This window comes from Hymenobacter psychrotolerans DSM 18569 (genome assembly GCF_900142395.1).
GTDB classification, from domain to species: domain Bacteria; phylum Bacteroidota; class Bacteroidia; order Cytophagales; family Hymenobacteraceae; genus Hymenobacter; species Hymenobacter psychrotolerans.
In genome coordinates this window covers 148,848-163,033 of record NZ_FRAS01000009.1, presented here as the reverse complement: position 1 = coordinate 163,033, position 14,186 = coordinate 148,848, and the positions used below count along the sequence as shown (strand labels likewise).

Here is a 14,186-nt window from a genome sequence, read left to right as displayed (position 1 = left end):
AGGACGCAGTACATTGCAACAGTCTGTTCGCGCATGAGTGGCAGGGGCTTGGGAGGTCAGAGACCCAAACCTAGCCTGTTCACGCCGAACAGACTTTTTTTATGACCGCAATAGCCCGCAACTTGGGTTATAATAAGCAACGACCTGCGCCTGCCACTATTTCCGCCGGCACCCGGTGCAACCCGGTATCTTTGTCCCAATGAATCTTTCTGACTCTACCGCCGCTTCTACCACGCCCGCCGAGGCCCTCGAAACCCGCATCCGCCGCAAGCTCACGCGCCAGCATTTCATGCACCTCATCGGCGCCGACCTGACCCGCATCGAGCCGGGCCGGGTGGAGGCCGAAGTAACCCTGCAGCAGCAGCACCAGCAGCACACCGGCTTCGCGCACGGCGGCCTGGTGGCTACCATGGCCGACCTGGTAGCCGGTTTTGCGGCCGTTACGCTCGTGCCCGAGGGAACCGGCGTTGTGACGGCGGAGCTGAAAACCAGCTACCTGCACCCCGGCGTGGGCCAGAAGCTGCGCGCCGTGGGCTGGGTGCTGAAAGCCGGCCGCCGCCTGCACTTCTGCGAGTCGGAAGTGTGGTGCGACGATAAGCTGATTGCCAAAGCCACCGCTACCATGGCCGTAGTGGAGCCGCATGGGTAGCCTGCGGCGTAGCGGCGGAGCTACTGCCGAGTAGTTGCGTTTTTCTGCGCGGATTATCTGCTTGAGTGGTGCATTTTGGGCCTGAAATGGTGTTCATGTACATGGAGCTGAAGCCGGAAAATGCCCAGCTCGCCGTCCTCCCCAACCACTCAATTTCTCCCGGCTTCTCCTTTTAAAAGCAAGGGGCGCCCGCCCTGGCTTTTTGCGCTAGCTTTGACCTTCTTATGCTCTCCATCCGCACTCCTTCTGTCCGCGACTATTTCCCCTACGAACCCACTCAGGATCAGGCCACGCTGTTTCAGAAGCTGGATGTGTTCCTGAAAGACGACCTGCCTGGCCGCAAGGCCTTTGTGTTGCGCGGCTACGCGGGTACCGGCAAAACCACCGTGGTCAGCGCCCTGGTGCAGTGGCTACACAAGCTGGGCCGCAAATACGTGCTGATGGCCCCCACCGGCCGCGCCGCCAAAGTGATGAGCGGCTACGCGGGCGTGCCGGCCAGCACCATCCATAAGAAAATCTACCGCCAAACCAGCGGCTCCACCAGTTCCAACCTCTCGTTTCAGCGCCAGCCCAACCGCGCCCAGGACACGCTGTTCATCGTGGATGAGGCGTCCATGATTTCCGATGAGAAGTCGTTCGGCGAAACCGGCCTGCTCGACGACCTGCTCAATTTCGTGTTCGAGAAGCCCACCAACCGGCTGCTGCTCATCGGCGACACGGCCCAGCTGCCGCCCGTGGGCCAGCTGCTCAGCCCCGCCCTCGACCCCGAGCTGCTGCGCCACCGCTTCCGGGCCACCGTAGACGGCGTGGAGCTGCGCCAGGTGATGCGCCAGGCCGAGCAATCGGGCATCCTGATGAACGCTACCGTGCTGCGCGAAGAGCTTCGCCAGGAGCAACCCAACATTCAGTTTCATACCCGCGGCTACTCCGACCTGTTTCAGATGGGCGGCGACAAGCTGGAAGACGGGCTGCGCTGGGCCTACAAAAACTTCGGACACGAAAACACCACCATCATCTGCCGCTCCAACAAAAACGCCAACCAGTACAACCAGTACATCCGGCGGCTGCTGTTCGAGGCCGAAGACGAAATTGAGTCCGGCGACTACCTGATGGTGGTGCGCAACAACTACTACTGGCTGCCCAAGGACTCGGAAATGGGCTTTCTGGCCAACGGCGACTTCGTGCAGGTGGTCAAGATCATCCGGCGTACCGAGGAGTTTGGCTTCCGCTTCGCCGATGCCCGCGTGCGGTTTGTAGACTACCCCGACGAGCCCGACCTGGAAATCAAGCTGCTGCTGGACACGCTGCACACCGAAAGCCCGGCCCTGCCCGCCGACCGCAACAAAGAGCTCTACGACGCCGTGGGCAAGGATTACGACCACCTCACCACCAAGAAAGACAAGACGGCCGCTCTGCGCAAAGACCCGTTTCTGAATGCCCTGCAGGTGAAATTTGCCTACGCCCTCACGTGCCACAAGGCCCAGGGCGGCCAGTGGCAGGCCGTTTTCGTCGACCACGGCTTTCTGAAGGAAGATATGGTGAACTCCGAGTTTGCGCGCTGGCTGTACACGGCCGTTACCCGGGCTTCGGAGAAGTTATTTCTGCTTAATTTCAACGCTAAGTTATTGGCGGAGAACCCCGAATAAGCGCCGCTGTGAACAAATACTGCCAGTTGCGTGGTTTATCTTCATGTGCGCTTCATCAAGCCGGCTGAAAACTGGCATTTTACTTGCGCCACCCGGCTAAACCAGTATTTTTGTTTTCAACAACACCCTAACGCAGTACCCCCATGAAAAAAGTACTTGTACTGGCTCTGTCGCTGGCTTGCGCTGGCTTTGCCGCTCAGGCTCAGACGGCTGCCGTGAAACCTGCCAACGCGCAGACGAAAGTTGCCGGCCCGCAAATTCAGTTCGACGAAATGAAGTACGACTTCGGCGCTGTCAAGCAAGGCGACGTGGTGAAGCACGTGTTCAAGTTCAAAAACACTGGCACGCAGCCCCTCGTGATTTCCAACATTGGCGTGAGCTGCGGCTGCACCACCCCCGAGTGGACCAAAGACCCGGTGATGCCCGGCAAAACCGGCACCATTACGGCTAACTTCAACACGGCCGGCAAGCTGGGGATGCAGAACAAGGTGCTGACCGTAGAGTCGAACTCGGCCAGCGGCAACGCCATGGTGGCGCTGGTAGGCGACGTGAAGGAAGCCACCGCCAACTCGGCCCCCACCATGACCGTGGAGAAAATGGAAAACATGTCTGCCGCGGACAAGATGAAAGTGAAAGCCGACGACAACAAGCTGAAAGCCAAAGCGAAAAAGTCGTAAGACAAAGCACTTCAGACGTAAAAAAGGCGGCCCGCACGATGCGGACCGCCTTTTTTGCGTGGTGCCTGGCCGAAGCTACGCCTGCCGGGCTGCCAGCAGCAAGGCAATCCAGCCGCCAATCAGCAGCAGGCCGCCGATGGGCGTGATGGCGCCCAGCTTCGTGATGCCCGTGAAGCACAGCGCATACAGCGAGCCACTGAAAATAAGCACGCCCCCCACCCACAGCCAGGCCGCTGTGCCGAGCAGGCGTAGCTCGGGGCGGGCCAGCAGCAGCACGCCCACGGCCAGCAGGGCCAGCGCGTGGTAAAACTGGTAGCGCACGGCAGTTTCAAACGTTTCGAAGCGGCCGGAAGCCTCCAGCATAGCCCGCAGGCCGTGCGCTCCGAAAGCGCCGATGGCCACGCCCAGCCCGCCCAGCAGGGCCGCGAGTTGCAGAATGAGTTTTGCAGTCATGAGAGAGAGAGTAAGTGAGTAGCGGAGTAACTGAGTAAGATGTGCGGGATGTTGGTGGCTGGCTGGTGGGCGGGTGACTAGTTCAGGCTTGTCCGTCGCCTGAATAAGAACTCCGTTACACAGCTGCTCCATAGTTCCGGGCTCCAAAAATAGCGCTGCCCACCCGGATAAGCGTGCTGCCTTCGGCTATAGCCAGCTGGTAGTCGGAGCTCATGCCCATGCTGATTTCACGGAAGTCGTCAGCCTCAGCGAAATAGCGCGCTTTCAGCTGCCCGAAGTAGCTGCGCAGCTCCCCGAACTCCTGACGCAGGCGGGCCTCATCGTCGGTGTTGGTAGCAATGCCCATCACGCCGGTCAGGCGCACGTGGCGCAGGCCCCGGAGAGCCTCCGACTGCAAAATTTCCTCGGCCTCAGGCAGCGTCAGGCCGGTTTTGGTTTCCTCGGCGGCAATATGAAACTGCAGCAGCCCCTGGATAACCCGGTTGTGCTTAGCGGCCTGCTTCTCTATTTCCAGCAGCAGCTTCAGGCTGTCTATGCTCTGAATGGTGTGCACGAACGGCGCAATGTACTTGACCTTGTTGGTTTGCAGGTGCCCGATGAGGTGCCACTCAATATCGGTAGGCAGCTCGGGCTGCTTGGCGGCCATTTCCTGCACCTTGTTTTCGCCGAAAAGCCGCGCGCCGGCTGCGTAGGCTTCCTGCAGCTTCTCCACCGGGTGCGTTTTCGTGACCGTAACGAGCCGGCAGCCGGAGCCTTCGAGTTGCTGCTGAAAAAAGCGGAGGTTGTCAGAAATGGACATGTAGCAGGGAATTGGCGGTGGTTAATTGCTGGAAGCTGATTGCCGGGTGTGTACGGTTGCGTTGAGAAGTTCGGCTTACAATCAACAGTCAGCACAGCAAACAACCAGCCCAGCAGCTAATCTTCCAGCGCGTTGGTGAGAAACGTGTTTTTAAGGGCGAGCCACAGCAGCCACAGCCCGATGCTCCAGAACAGGTAGATGCGGTAGTAGTCCTTGGTGTTACGGAAGCGCGTCTGCTTGATTTCGGATTTCTCGTAGCGGTTGATGCGCTGAAAGATCTGGCGCAGCGCGGCGTTGTCGGTGGCCCGGAAAAACTGGCCTTCGCCGGCTGCTGCAATCTGGCGCATAGTGGTTTCGTCGAGGCGGGTTTCTACGTAGCGGGTGCGGCCCTGCGCATCGCGGCCAAACGGCACCGTGCCATCCTGCCCCAGCCCGATGGTGTAGATTTTGAGGCCGTAGGCGTGGGCCAGGCGGGCGGCCGTGAGCGGGTCGAGGCTGCCGGCCGTGTTTTCGCCGTCGGAGAGCAGAATGCACACGCGGCTGCGGCTGCGGGAGTGGCGCAGCCGGTTGGTGGCCACGCCCAGCGCCGTGCCAATAGCCGTGCCGTCGTTCGGAATCATGCCCAGCTTCAGGCCCGCAATGCTTTCCCGCAGCAGCTCGTAGTCGGTGGTGAGGGGGGCCAGCGAGTAGGCGTCGCCGGCAAACACTACAAGACCCAGCCGGTCGCCCTGGCGGCCATCCACAAACTCCATGGCTACGCGCTTGGCGGCCTCCAGGCGGTTGGGACGCAGGTCGCCCAGCTCCATCGAGCCCGACACGTCCAGCACCAGCAGCACATCAATACCCTCACCAGTTTGCACTACCCGTTCATCGGTGCGCTGGGGGCGGGCCAGGGCCAGTATGGCAAAGGCCATGCTCAGGGCCAGTACCACATCCGGCACAAAGCGCAGCAGCGCCGTCCAGTCGCGGCGGGTCTGGCCTTCCACAAAAGCCACGCCCAGCTTGCTGCGCCGGCGGTATACCAGCAGCAGCCGGCCCACAAACAGCAGCGGAATCACTGCAATCAGCAGCAGCAGGCGCGGTTTCTCCCAGGCGTAGCTGGCCAGTGTGGCATAGCGCAGGCTATCCACGAGCGGGTCAAGAACCTGTTGCCAGAGCTGCTGCATCAAAAAGCGAAAGGTAAGGATAGGGGCAAAAGTAGCCGATCAGGCCAGGACTGGCGCAGGCACCTCACGTTTCCAGCTGCGTGCGCACCAGCTCATACCGCCGTTCCGCGAAGCTGCGGAGCAGGTCGAAGGCCAGGTCGGTTTCGGTTTCGTCTTCCGAAAACACATTGCCATAGATAACCCGGTCGGCGAGGCGCAGCGCCAAGCGCACGTCAGCATCGTTGTGGTAGTGGGCCACTATTTCGCGGGTAGTCAGGCTGCTGATGGTGTTGTTTTCGAGCGTGGTGAGGTAGTTTTTCCAGAGTGTGATGGCGCGCTCCATGTTGGTGAGCGAGCGGCTGAGCGTGAAGCGCTCCACGTGGCGGGCATACTGGGCCAGAAAGTAGACGTGGTTTTTGCGCACCTTGTACAGCTGGTAGCGCTGCCGCCAGCGCCGCCCAAATGTGAGGGCCACCCCGCCCAGCACCAGCAGCACCAGCCCGGCACCGGCCAGCCAGTACGGATAGTTGAACGCCGGGGCTACGGGCAGCAGCGCCGTGTTCTGGCGCAGGGTGGGTGCAGCACCGGCGGCGGCCGGCGCCACCAGCCGGCGCAGGCGAATGGCGGCACTCGTGCTGGGTAGTGTGAGCGTGTCGCGGCCGCGCAGGATGGTAACAGGGAGCTGCAGCCGCTGCACCGAGTCCAGCGAGAAGGTGCGCAGGCGGTAGGTGGTCTGGTCGAGGCTGCGGCCCTGGCGGGTACGGGTCGGCTGGTAGGTTTTGCCCACGTACTCAAAAGGCGCGTAGCTGGCCGTCGAATCAGGGAAAATAACGTTCAGGCCCGGCTCGTGGCGGTAGCTCAGCTCGTATTCAATGATTTCGCCGATGCGTGTAGCCGGCTGACGGAAACGGCCCTGCGGCACCTCCGCCTCTGCCTGCGCCTGGGCCCCCACCGGCAGCAGCAGGGCCGCTGCCAGAACTCCCCACATGGCCCGGCCGGGCCGGCCGCGTTGCAGCGCCTTATCCACGGCCGGCCCGGAAATTGCGCCGCCGAAACAGCCGGATCAGCTGTGGCACGTAGTCGGCATCGGTGGTGATGGAAATGTATTCGGTGCGGTGGCGGCGGCAAATCTGGCTGATCTGGTCCCGGTTCTGCTCGTAGGTGGCGCGGTAGCGGGCCCGGAAGGCGGCCGACGAGGTATTGGTCCAGAGCGTGCGGCCCGACTCCTGGTCGTAGAGCGGCACAATGCCCAGGGGCGGAAACTCCCGCTCCCGCTGGTCGAGCAGCTGAATCACGACCAAATCGTGCTTGCGGGCCAGCATCGTCAGCTCCCGCTCGTAGCTGCTGTCAATAAAATCGGAGATGAGCAGCACAATGCTGCGGCGCTTAAGCAGCCCCAGCGCCTGCTTGATGCCCGCAGCCACGCCCGTCTGCTTCGATTTCGGCGCCAGCTCAAACAGCCGCTTGATGAGCGAGTAGGCGTGGCGGCTGCCTTTGCCGGCCGCCATGTACAGCTCCTTCTGGTCGGAGAAGGCCAGAACCCCCAGCTGCGCATCCTGGCGGGCGGCGGCCAGCGCCAGAATCCCGCAGATTTCGCGGCCTACATCCAGCTTGCGGCGGCCGCTGGCCCCCACCTGCTGCGAGGCACTCACGTCGAAGAGCAGCAGCACCTGTTGCTCACGCTCTTCTTTGTAGGTTTTGATGAACGTGCCGTGGCCTTTGCTCGACACGGCCCAGTCGATGGCCCGCACCTCGTCGCCGTACTGATACAGGCGCACGTCATCAAATTCGAGGCCGGTGCCCTTGAATACGGAATGAAAGTTGCCCTGCAGCTGCGCGTCCACGGCTTTCAGCATCCGGATTTCCACCTGCCGAAGCTTGCGCACTAGCTGTTGAAACGGAGTTGGCGTGGGCACGTTCATAATGGCTAAACTACGTGAATCACGGCATTATTGCGGCCGGGAAGAAACCGAATCCTTACTTTTGCGTCGTGAATACCCTGCTCCCCCGTGCTTTTCCGTTGGTAGTCAGCCTGCTGCTGAGCGGCTTGCTTTCCGGCTGCCAGACTCCCGAAGAGGTACTGCCGCCCCAGCCGCTCATGCCGCGTGAGCAGCTCGTGAGCCTGCTCGCCGACCTGCACACGCTGGAAGCGCGCGTGGAAGCCGCCGGCCTGTCGCCCGACTCGGCCCGGGCCCTGTACCTGAGCCAGCAGAAGAACATTCTGTGGCGCCGCGAGGTCAGCGACTCGCTGTTTCAGCAGAGCTACCGCTACTATGCCAGCCACAACAAAGATCTGGACGAAATCTACAGCCTAGTGGTAGATACGCTGGCGATGCGGCAGGTAAAGGTGGCCACTAAATAGCCGGATTTCCGTCTGCCGGCCTGCGCGCAGCATGGCTACGTCGCTCTATAGCAGCCGGCTGCCGTTCGGGACGGGCCCCGCCAGAGCGGCCAGCACAATGTGGCCATCGGCATCGGCGGCGCCCGTCACCAGCACTTCCGACATAAACTTGCCGATCTGCTTGGGCGGAAAATTCACCACGCACAGCACTTGCCGGCCCACCAGCTCGTGCGGCTGGTAATGATGCGTAATCTGGGCACTGGACCGTTTCTGGCCGATTTCAGGGCCCAGATCAATGAGCAGCTGGTAGGCGGGGCGGCGGGCCTGCGGAAACTCGCAGGCCTCCAGTATGGTCCCAACGCGCAGGTCAACCCGTTCGAAGTCGGCCCAGGTGATGTGCGGCATAGTACGGTGTGCGGTTCGTAAGACGATGTTATTGGGAGGCAAACGCCTCAAGCAGGGCCAGGCGCTGCTGCACCTGCGCTTCCCAGAACTTCTGCCTGGCCTCGTTCAGGCCGTGGTTGGTTTCCATGTCGTAGCGGCCTTCTTCGCGCTGCCAGGCCGTGAAAGCCACTTTGGTGAAGTTGCTGAACGCCGGATTCAGCTTCTGGCAATCGAACTTGACGGTGGTGAGCTTCTGGCGCAGCATACGGGCGTGCAGCTCCGTAATATCGAAGTGCAGCTGCTCGTGGCGCAGCAGCGCCGGGGAAGCCCGCTTGGCGTCGCGCACCCACGATTCCTGTGGCATAAACACGGCCTTTACGGTAGAGCTGAACACGAAGTCGGTGCAGCCCACCTGCACATCAATGTTGCCGGCGGTAAGGGCCTCCATCCGTTCGGAAGCCAGGGGGCGGCTCTTGAAATCAGCCCACGTCAGCGGCCGGTTCGCCGACCACGGTATCATTTCGGGCTGAGGCTTGGTAGGAGTCTGGGGTGGGGTAGGAGTCTGGAAAGCCAGCAGTAGCGGCAGTAGAAACGAGCAGAAAGCCATGGTCAAATATAGCGGAGGCCGGCCATTATGCGGGCCGGCGTAGCCAGTACACCGATTGGCGCCGGCTCGTTCCCGGCCGGGCTAGTGCGTAACGAGCGGCGCCGGACGGGCCGCTCCGGCGGCCACGGCGCTGTGCTGGCGGAAGCGCCAGAGCAGCAGGCCGGCCACCAGCGTCAGGCCCAGCAGCAGCCCCAGCCACACGCCCAGGCTGCCCATCTTCAGCCCGAAGCCCAGCCAGTAGCCCAGCGGCAGCGCCATAGCCCAATAGGCCAGCAGGGCCACCACCGAAGGCACTTTCACGTCTTCGAGGCCCCGGAGCGCGCCCAGTCCTACTACCTGCAGGCCATCGGAAATCTGGAAGGCGGCGGCCACCAGCAGCAGTGTAGCCGCCTGAGCCACCACGGCGGCATCGTTGTTATAGAAGTGCGGAATGTAGTGCCGGAATGCCACCAGCAGCAGCCCCATAGCGCCCATAAACAGGAACGTGAGCAGATACGCCGCAAAACCAGCCTGCCGCGCCCCCTGCACGTCGCCGAGCCCGCGCAGGTTGCCAACCCGGATGGTGGCCGCCGCCGCAATGCCGCTGGCGGCCATGTACGTGACTGAAGCCACGTTGATGGCAATCTGGTGCGCGGCCAGCGAGGTAGCCCCCAGCCAGCCAATCATGATGGCCGAAAAGCTGAACGCGCCCATCTCAAACATCATCTGCACGCCAATCGGGGCACCCAGGCCCAGCAGGCGGCGCAGCGTGGCGCGGTCGGGGCGGAGCCAGTGCGTGGCAGCTTCGCGGTAGGGGCGCAGGCGGGCGGCGCGCAGCACGTAGGTGCCCATCAGCAGGGCCATCAGCACACGGGCAATAAGCGTCGCCCAGGCCGCGCCCATCATGCCCATTTCCGGCGCCCCGAAATTGCCGAAGATAAAGGCGTAGCACAGCACCGCATTCACCAGGTTGGCCAGCACCGACAGGTACATGGCCTGCCGCGTGAGGCCCAGGCCTTCGGCAAACTGCTTGAAGCCCTGAAAGACCATCAGGGGCAGCAGCGACAGAAACAGCACCCGCACCCAGGGCGCAGCCAGCGCCACCACATCGGCTGGCTGGTTGAGATGGTGGAGCAGCGGGGCAATCAACAGGCCGGCCGCCGCCAGCACCAGGCCCGCCACCACGCTCAGCCAAACGCCGGCCACCAGCAGGCGGCCCAGCTGCGGCACGTCGCGCTTGCCGTCGGCGGCGGCCACCAGCGGCGTAATGCCCATCGACAGGCCCATGCCCAGCACCATCACCACCGTGGCCACGCTCACGCCCAGGCTCACGGCGGCCAGCGGCAGCTTGCCGGTTTGGCCCACCATCACCGAGTCGCAGACGTTGACCAGCACGTGGCCCAGCTGGCTGAGCACAACGGGAAACGCAAGCCGGATAGTAGGCCGAAGATGAGGGCGAAGGGCAGTGAAAGGCATGGCAATGGGGCGAAATAAACCGCAAAGGTACGCCTGTTCCGGCGCGCCGCAGTCAGTCGGTCAGGAATTGTCTGGCCGCCCCGCTTAGCAATACGCTGTGGCCGAAAGAAACCACAGCGCCAACGACACAGCTAGTTGCGCGGCCGATGCAGGTGTATGCGCGAGTGATACGAACGGTAGCGCATCTGATACGAGTAATAGCGCTATCAATATGAGTAATAGTCGCGTTAATAGGGAGGGATGCCGATATGGTGTATATAGTTGCCGCAGTATTACCGGTAATTGCCAACTCAAAATGGGTGTATGCGCATTAGATACTATCAATTGCCGTTCATATATGATAAGTTGTTGCGGCGAAGCGGTTGTAACTACACGAAATAGAGAAAGAAGTGTGCCGGATTGGGTTGATAGTGACCCTCAGCGCAGCACCGCACCCAGCCGCCGCACGGCTTCCTGCAAGTCGGGCTCCGGCACGGCGTAAGACATGCGCACGAAGCCGGGCGCCCCGCAGGTAGCGCCGTCCACCACTTCTACGCCGGCCGCCAGCAGGCGCGCTACCAGGTCGGCGGAGGCTTCGGGCAGTGGCAGATTCGGGGTCAGGAAGGCGCGCAGATCGGGGAAGGCGTAGTAGGTGCCCAGCGGCGGATGCGGTAATGCGCCGGGCAGCGTTGCCAGAAAGCCGAGCAGCCGCTGCCGGTTAGGAAGCAGCTGCCGGCACAAATCGACCCCGATGTTTCCGTCCTGAAGCACCGCCAGGGCGGCCAGCTGGCTGGGAACGGCTACCGCGCCGCCCGTGGCAAACAGCCGCGCCGCGCTGGCCCGCCGCACCGCCTGGGGCGCCGCCAGCCAGCCAATATTCCAGCCCACCAGCGCGTGCGACTTAGAGAAGCCATTCACCACCAGATGCCGGTGGCCGGGGTCGGGGAAGGAAAGCAGGCTGGGGACCGACTCCGGCCCGAACAGGATGCCGTCGTATATCTCATCGGCCAGCACGAACAGAGCGGGAAACCGGCGCGTGAGGGCAAGCAGCGCCTTCAGCTCCGGTGGCGTATATATGCGGCCGGTGGGGTTGTTGGGGTTGCTGAAGAGCAGCACGCGGGTGCGGGGCGTGAGGGCGGCCGCAATGGCATCGAGGGGCAGCGCGTAGTTGTCGGCGGGGCTGAGAGGCAGCTCGCGCAGGTGCCCGCCCGCCCGCCGCACCAGCTCCGCAAACCCGAACCAATTGGGCGTGAGCAGCACTACCTCATCACCGGATTGCAGCACCGAGCTGAGCGCCAGAAACAGCGCCGCCTTCGTTCCCGGCGTAACGAGAAACGCATCGGCGCCGCCCGAAGCAGGCAGGTGAGGGAGGTAGCGGCTGGCCAGGGCGGCGCGCAGCTCCGCCAGGCCCTCGGTGGGGCTGGCCGGCCACGGGGCCCGCGGCAGCTGCCGCGCCACCGCCGGCGCTACTACTGCCGGCGCCGGAAAGCTGCCGTAGCCGGAGGCAAGACTAATCGGAGTCATGGAGCGCTAGAATCGTGTGTCAGGCCGGCCGCAGCACCACATCCGCAAAGTAGTCCCGCTCATCGGTGAAGAACTCGGCCACCGTTAGCCCGGCATCGGCGGCGAGGCTGTCAATCAGAGGGCGGGTGAATTTGTAGGAGTTTTCGGTGTGCACCGGTTCCCAGGCTGCAAAGCTGAACGTCTGGTTGAGGGCGGCCACATGCACGTGCTGGGCTTTGGTCGGCATCAGGAAAGAGCGCACAGCCCCGGAAAGCGGGTCGTAGTCGGTGTAGTGCTGCCAGGCGGCGCGCTCGAAGTCGGCGCCCAGCTCCCGGTTCAGGCGCGTCAGCAGGTTCAGGTTGAACGCCGCCGTCACGCCCTGCGCATCGTCGTAGGCGGCCCGGATCAGGCGCGGGTCCTTCTGCAGATCGAAGCCAATCAGCAGCCGGTCGTCGGCGGAAAGCGGCGCGGCCAGTTCCCGCAGAAAGGCCTGCCGCTCCGCCGGGAGAAAGTTGCCGATGGTAGAACCCAGAAACAGCACTGCCTTACGCCCCGAGCGGCTGGCCATCAGGCGTAGCGCCGTGCCATAGTCGGCCACCAGGGGCTCTACGCGCAACTCCGGCAGCTCCTGCTGCAGGCTGGCGGCCAGCCCTTCCACCGCCGCCGCCGAAATATCAACCGGCACGTAGGTAAAGGCCGCGCCCGTATCGAGCAGGTGCCGCAGCAGAATCTTGGTTTTGAGGCCGTCGCCGGCGCCCAGTTCCAGCAGATAAAATGGCTCCTGCGCCGCCGTGGGTCGTAGCGCCGTGCTCAGCGCCGCCTGGTGCCGGGTCAGGAGGCCGAATTCGGTGCGGGTAGGATAGTACTCGGGCAGCGCCATGATCTGCTGAAACAGCCGGCTGCCTTCGTCATCATAGAAATAGGTAGACGACAACGTTTTGGGCGTGCGGCTGAGGCCGGTAGCCACATGCTGTTTCAGCTTTTCCAGCTCCTCGGTCTGGGAAGACGGCGAGAAGGCAGGGGCAGAGGCAGTGGCGGAAGGCACAGAAGCAGAAAGGGAAGACATAAGCAAAACGGTAAATGAAGCCTGACCAGCTACGTGCGCCAACGCCTTCGGCAACTGCCAAAGGCGCGGGTAGTCTTATGCAGGCAGAAAAAAGGACGCTGAGCGCCGGCACCGGTAGCCTAGCGGACCAGCCGGATACCCGTAAACTGCCAGCGCTTGTCGGCATGGAAAAAGTTGCGGTAGGTGAGGCGGATATGGCTGACCGGGGTAGCACAGGAGCCGCCGCGCAACACCAGCTGGTTGATCATGAACTTGCCGTTGTATTCGCCCAGCGCCCCGGCGGCGCGCACGTAGCCGGGGTAGGGGTGGTAGGCCGAGTACGTCCATTCCCAGGCATCTCCGAGCAGCTGATGGCAGCGGCCGGGGTCTGCATCGGCAGGCAGGGGCTGCGGATCGAGCAGGTTGCTTTCCAGGAAGGTACCGCCGGTGGGCGTAGCGCCGAAATAGCGGGCCGCTACTTCCCACTCCGGCTCCGTGGGCAGGCGCGCCCCGGCCCAATGCGCATACGCGTCGGCCTCGTAAAAGCTGATGTGCGTGACGGGCGCGGCCATATTCACCGGCTGCAGGCCGTGGTGCGTGAAACGGTGCCAGCGGCCCTCGTGCAGCATCCAGTAGAGCGGCGCTTCCCACTGCTGGGTCTGCACCAGGTCCCAGCCCTCGCCCAGCCAGTAGCGAAAGTCGCGGTAGCCGCCGGCCTCCATAAACTGCAGGTATTCGCCGTTGGTGACCAGGCGGTTCTGCAGCTCGAAGTCGGCCGTCAGCACCTCGTGAGGGGCCTGCTCATTGTCGAAGCAGAAGCCGCTGCCTTCGTAGCCGATCCGCGAAATGCCGCCCGGCACCGGCAGCCAGGCCACCGGGGCGGCCTGGGCGTCCGGAGTCTGGGCGGAGCGCTCGGGCTCCGGCAGATAGGCCGGAGCCAGCGGACTGGTGCTGAGGATGTATTTGATGTCGGTGGCCAGCAGTTCCTGGTGTTGCTGCTCGTGCTGCAGCCCCAGCTCCATCAGCTCCTGAAAGGCAGCCGGCAGCGTATCGGCCAGGGCCAGCAGCTGCGTCATGTGCTCGTCGACGTGGGCGCGGTAGCGGTACACGTCGGCCAGGGCCGGGCGGGAGAGTGTGCCCCGGTCGGCGCGGTTCACGCGGGAGCCCAGTGAGTTGTAGTACGAGTTGAACAGAAAGGCGTAGTCGGGGTGGTAGACGGCGTAGCCGGGCAGGTACTCTTTCAGCAGGAAGGTTTCAAAAAACCAGGTGACGTGGGCCAGATGCCACTTGGGGGGGCTCACATCAATCATCGGCTGCACCACGGTGTCTTCGGGAAGCAGCGGCCGGCACAGGGCTTCGGTGCGCTGGCGCACGGCCTGGTAGCGGTGGGCCAGCGACAGGGCGGAAGCCGGGGCCGGCGCTATAGAAGCAGAGGAAGGCATGGCAGAGGGTTGAGGAACACTACGAATAACTGGATTCCGGGCTTCGGGGTTTTGGGTGGGG

The 14,186-nt window shown here is 63.1% G+C and carries 15 protein-coding genes; 4 read left to right on the top strand and 11 right to left on the bottom strand.

All coding sequences use genetic code 11. From position 1 onward, the window contains the following. The first annotated feature begins 199 nt into the window (after window positions 1-199). The 3 genes from BUE15_RS10325 to BUE15_RS10315 all read left to right on the top strand — a co-directional run bounded on the left by BUE15_RS10325 (window position 200) and on the right by BUE15_RS10315 (window position 2,972). The gene (locus BUE15_RS10325; RefSeq protein ID WP_084548966.1) at window positions 200-649 is read left to right on the top strand and encodes a PaaI family thioesterase; all 450 of its coding nucleotides are present in this window, start codon (window positions 200-202) and stop codon (window positions 647-649) included. A 224-nt stretch (window positions 650-873) separates the two neighbouring features. Next, window positions 874-2,295 (top strand): ATP-dependent DNA helicase, encoded by a 1,422-nt coding sequence (locus tag BUE15_RS10320; RefSeq protein WP_073284160.1) that lies wholly within the window; start codon window positions 874-876, stop codon window positions 2,293-2,295. 143 nt (window positions 2,296-2,438) lie between these two features. Further along, window positions 2,439-2,972: a DUF1573 domain-containing protein gene (locus BUE15_RS10315; RefSeq protein ID WP_073284157.1), complete on the top strand. Its 534-nt coding sequence runs from the start codon at window positions 2,439-2,441 to the stop codon at window positions 2,970-2,972. A gap of 75 nt (window positions 2,973-3,047) precedes the next feature. Here the strand turns inward: BUE15_RS10315 and BUE15_RS10310 are convergent, their stop codons facing one another. The 5 genes from BUE15_RS10310 to BUE15_RS10290 all read right to left on the bottom strand — a co-directional run bounded on the left by BUE15_RS10310 (window position 3,048) and on the right by BUE15_RS10290 (window position 7,291). Then, a complete protein-coding gene (locus BUE15_RS10310) occupies window positions 3,048-3,425 on the bottom strand; it encodes a DUF423 domain-containing protein (protein WP_073284154.1) in 378 nt (125 codons plus the stop codon). A 115-nt stretch (window positions 3,426-3,540) separates the two neighbouring features. After that, window positions 3,541-4,224: a YggS family pyridoxal phosphate-dependent enzyme gene (locus BUE15_RS10305; protein ID WP_073284152.1), complete on the bottom strand. Its 684-nt coding sequence runs from the start codon at window positions 4,222-4,224 to the stop codon at window positions 3,541-3,543. 116 nt (window positions 4,225-4,340) lie between these two features. Further along, window positions 4,341-5,390 (bottom strand): VWA domain-containing protein, encoded by a 1,050-nt coding sequence (locus BUE15_RS10300; RefSeq protein WP_073284150.1) that lies wholly within the window; start codon window positions 5,388-5,390, stop codon window positions 4,341-4,343. Window positions 5,391-5,454: 64 nt separating this feature from the next. After that, on the bottom strand, window positions 5,455-6,396 hold the full coding sequence (locus BUE15_RS10295) for a hypothetical protein (protein ID WP_073284148.1): 942 nt from the start codon (window positions 6,394-6,396) through the stop codon (window positions 5,455-5,457). After that, window positions 6,389-7,291 (bottom strand): DUF58 domain-containing protein, encoded by a 903-nt coding sequence (locus BUE15_RS10290; protein WP_073284147.1) that lies wholly within the window; start codon window positions 7,289-7,291, stop codon window positions 6,389-6,391. The genes BUE15_RS10295 and BUE15_RS10290 overlap by 8 nt, the downstream gene beginning before the upstream one ends. A gap of 68 nt (window positions 7,292-7,359) precedes the next feature. Here BUE15_RS10290 and BUE15_RS10285 point away from each other — a divergent pair, with 68 nt between their 5' ends. After that, complete coding sequence (locus BUE15_RS10285) at window positions 7,360-7,731, top strand: DUF4296 domain-containing protein (RefSeq protein ID WP_139252211.1); 372 nt, start codon at window positions 7,360-7,362, stop codon at window positions 7,729-7,731. A gap of 45 nt (window positions 7,732-7,776) precedes the next feature. Here the strand turns inward: BUE15_RS10285 and BUE15_RS10280 are convergent, their stop codons facing one another. The 6 genes from BUE15_RS10280 to egtB all read right to left on the bottom strand — a co-directional run bounded on the left by BUE15_RS10280 (window position 7,777) and on the right by egtB (window position 14,125). Beyond that, a complete protein-coding gene (locus BUE15_RS10280; protein WP_073284142.1) occupies window positions 7,777-8,115 on the bottom strand; it encodes a tRNA-binding protein in 339 nt (112 codons plus the stop codon). A gap of 28 nt (window positions 8,116-8,143) precedes the next feature. Beyond that, entirely contained in the window at window positions 8,144-8,701 is a 558-nt protein-coding gene (locus BUE15_RS10275; RefSeq protein ID WP_073284140.1) for a DUF922 domain-containing protein, read from the bottom strand. Between the two features lie 81 nt (window positions 8,702-8,782). Next, entirely contained in the window at window positions 8,783-10,156 is a 1,374-nt protein-coding gene (locus BUE15_RS10270; protein WP_073284137.1) for an MATE family efflux transporter, read from the bottom strand. A 417-nt stretch (window positions 10,157-10,573) separates the two neighbouring features. Further along, a complete protein-coding gene (locus tag BUE15_RS10265) occupies window positions 10,574-11,659 on the bottom strand; it encodes a pyridoxal phosphate-dependent aminotransferase (protein ID WP_073284135.1) in 1,086 nt (361 codons plus the stop codon). Window positions 11,660-11,678: 19 nt separating this feature from the next. Then, window positions 11,679-12,704 carry an L-histidine N(alpha)-methyltransferase gene (egtD, locus tag BUE15_RS10260; protein WP_084548965.1) on the bottom strand — a complete coding sequence of 342 codons (1,026 nt, stop codon included), beginning with the start codon at window positions 12,702-12,704 and terminating at the stop codon, window positions 11,679-11,681. Window positions 12,705-12,823: 119 nt separating this feature from the next. Beyond that, entirely contained in the window at window positions 12,824-14,125 is a 1,302-nt protein-coding gene (gene egtB, locus BUE15_RS10255) for an ergothioneine biosynthesis protein EgtB (RefSeq protein ID WP_073284132.1), read from the bottom strand. Between the last annotated feature and the right edge of the window lie 61 nt (window positions 14,126-14,186).

Excerpts from the sequence above, each read along its gene's own strand:
- BUE15_RS10270 (WP_073284137.1), bottom strand. The coding sequence starts at position 10,156 with ATGCCTTTCACTGCCCTTCGCCCTCATCTTCGGCCTACTATCCGGCTT.
- BUE15_RS10265 (WP_073284135.1), bottom strand. The coding sequence starts at position 11,659 with ATGACTCCGATTAGTCTTGCCTCCGGCTACGGCAGCTTTCCGGCGCCG.
- BUE15_RS10320 (WP_073284160.1), top strand. The coding sequence starts at position 874 with ATGCTCTCCATCCGCACTCCTTCTGTCCGCGACTATTTCCCCTACGAA.
- egtB (WP_073284132.1), bottom strand. The coding sequence starts at position 14,125 with ATGCCTTCCTCTGCTTCTATAGCGCCGGCCCCGGCTTCCGCCCTGTCG.
- BUE15_RS10280 (WP_073284142.1), bottom strand. The coding sequence starts at position 8,115 with ATGCCGCACATCACCTGGGCCGACTTCGAACGGGTTGACCTGCGCGTT.
- egtD (WP_084548965.1), bottom strand. The coding sequence starts at position 12,704 with ATGTCTTCCCTTTCTGCTTCTGTGCCTTCCGCCACTGCCTCTGCCCCT.
- BUE15_RS10300 (WP_073284150.1), bottom strand. The coding sequence starts at position 5,390 with ATGCAGCAGCTCTGGCAACAGGTTCTTGACCCGCTCGTGGATAGCCTG.
- BUE15_RS10305 (WP_073284152.1), bottom strand. The coding sequence starts at position 4,224 with ATGTCCATTTCTGACAACCTCCGCTTTTTTCAGCAGCAACTCGAAGGC.
- BUE15_RS10275 (WP_073284140.1), bottom strand. The coding sequence starts at position 8,701 with ATGGCTTTCTGCTCGTTTCTACTGCCGCTACTGCTGGCTTTCCAGACT.
- BUE15_RS10315 (WP_073284157.1), top strand. The coding sequence starts at position 2,439 with ATGAAAAAAGTACTTGTACTGGCTCTGTCGCTGGCTTGCGCTGGCTTT.
- BUE15_RS10325 (WP_084548966.1), top strand. The coding sequence starts at position 200 with ATGAATCTTTCTGACTCTACCGCCGCTTCTACCACGCCCGCCGAGGCC.
- BUE15_RS10310 (WP_073284154.1), bottom strand. The coding sequence starts at position 3,425 with ATGACTGCAAAACTCATTCTGCAACTCGCGGCCCTGCTGGGCGGGCTG.
- BUE15_RS10290 (WP_073284147.1), bottom strand. The coding sequence starts at position 7,291 with ATGAACGTGCCCACGCCAACTCCGTTTCAACAGCTAGTGCGCAAGCTT.